The sequence below is a fragment of the Pseudomonas sp. UBA6323 genome (assembly GCF_002439135.1).
GTDB lineage: Bacteria > Pseudomonadota > Gammaproteobacteria > Pseudomonadales > Pseudomonadaceae > Aquipseudomonas.
On record NZ_DJSX01000079.1, the window covers coordinates 109,497 to 110,007 of the forward strand.

The 511-nt window shown below is 69.5% G+C and carries 1 protein-coding gene; it reads right to left on the minus strand.

Annotation, left to right across the window (positions count from 1 at the left end):
- The coding region (locus B3P22_RS19745; RefSeq protein ID WP_296272265.1) for a sensor histidine kinase at positions 1 to 511 on the minus strand (511 nt) is incomplete at both ends.

Here is a 511-nt window from a genome sequence, read left to right on the forward strand (position 1 = left end):
CCTGGCAGATCGCCAGGCCCAGACCGGTGCCCTGGCCGCCGCGATCGCCCCGCGCTGCGGTGTAGAACATGTCGAAGATCTTCGCCCGTTCCGCCTCGGGAATGCCAGGGCCCTGATCAGCGACCACGAAGCGCAGCTCCTGCTCATCGTATTCCAGCGCCACGCGCAGGCGCCCGGCCGGCGGCGAGAAGCGCGCGGCGTTCTCCAGCACGTTGACCAGCGCCTGCTCGATCAGCGCCGCATGCACATGCAGCAATGGCGGCTGTGGCGGCAGCAGGCATTCGACCTGCAACGGCGCAAGAACCGCGCGCAGGCGCTGCAGGGCGCTGGCGACGATATCGCTGGGCGCCACCCAGTCGCGCGCCAGCTTTAGCCCGCCATGGCCGAGGCGGGTCATGTCGAGCAGGTTCTGGATATAGCGGTCGAGGCGCTCGGCCTCGTCGCGGGTGCTTTCCAGCAATTCACGGCGATCCGCCTCGGGGATCGCCTCGCCCAGCGCCAGCAGGCTGTC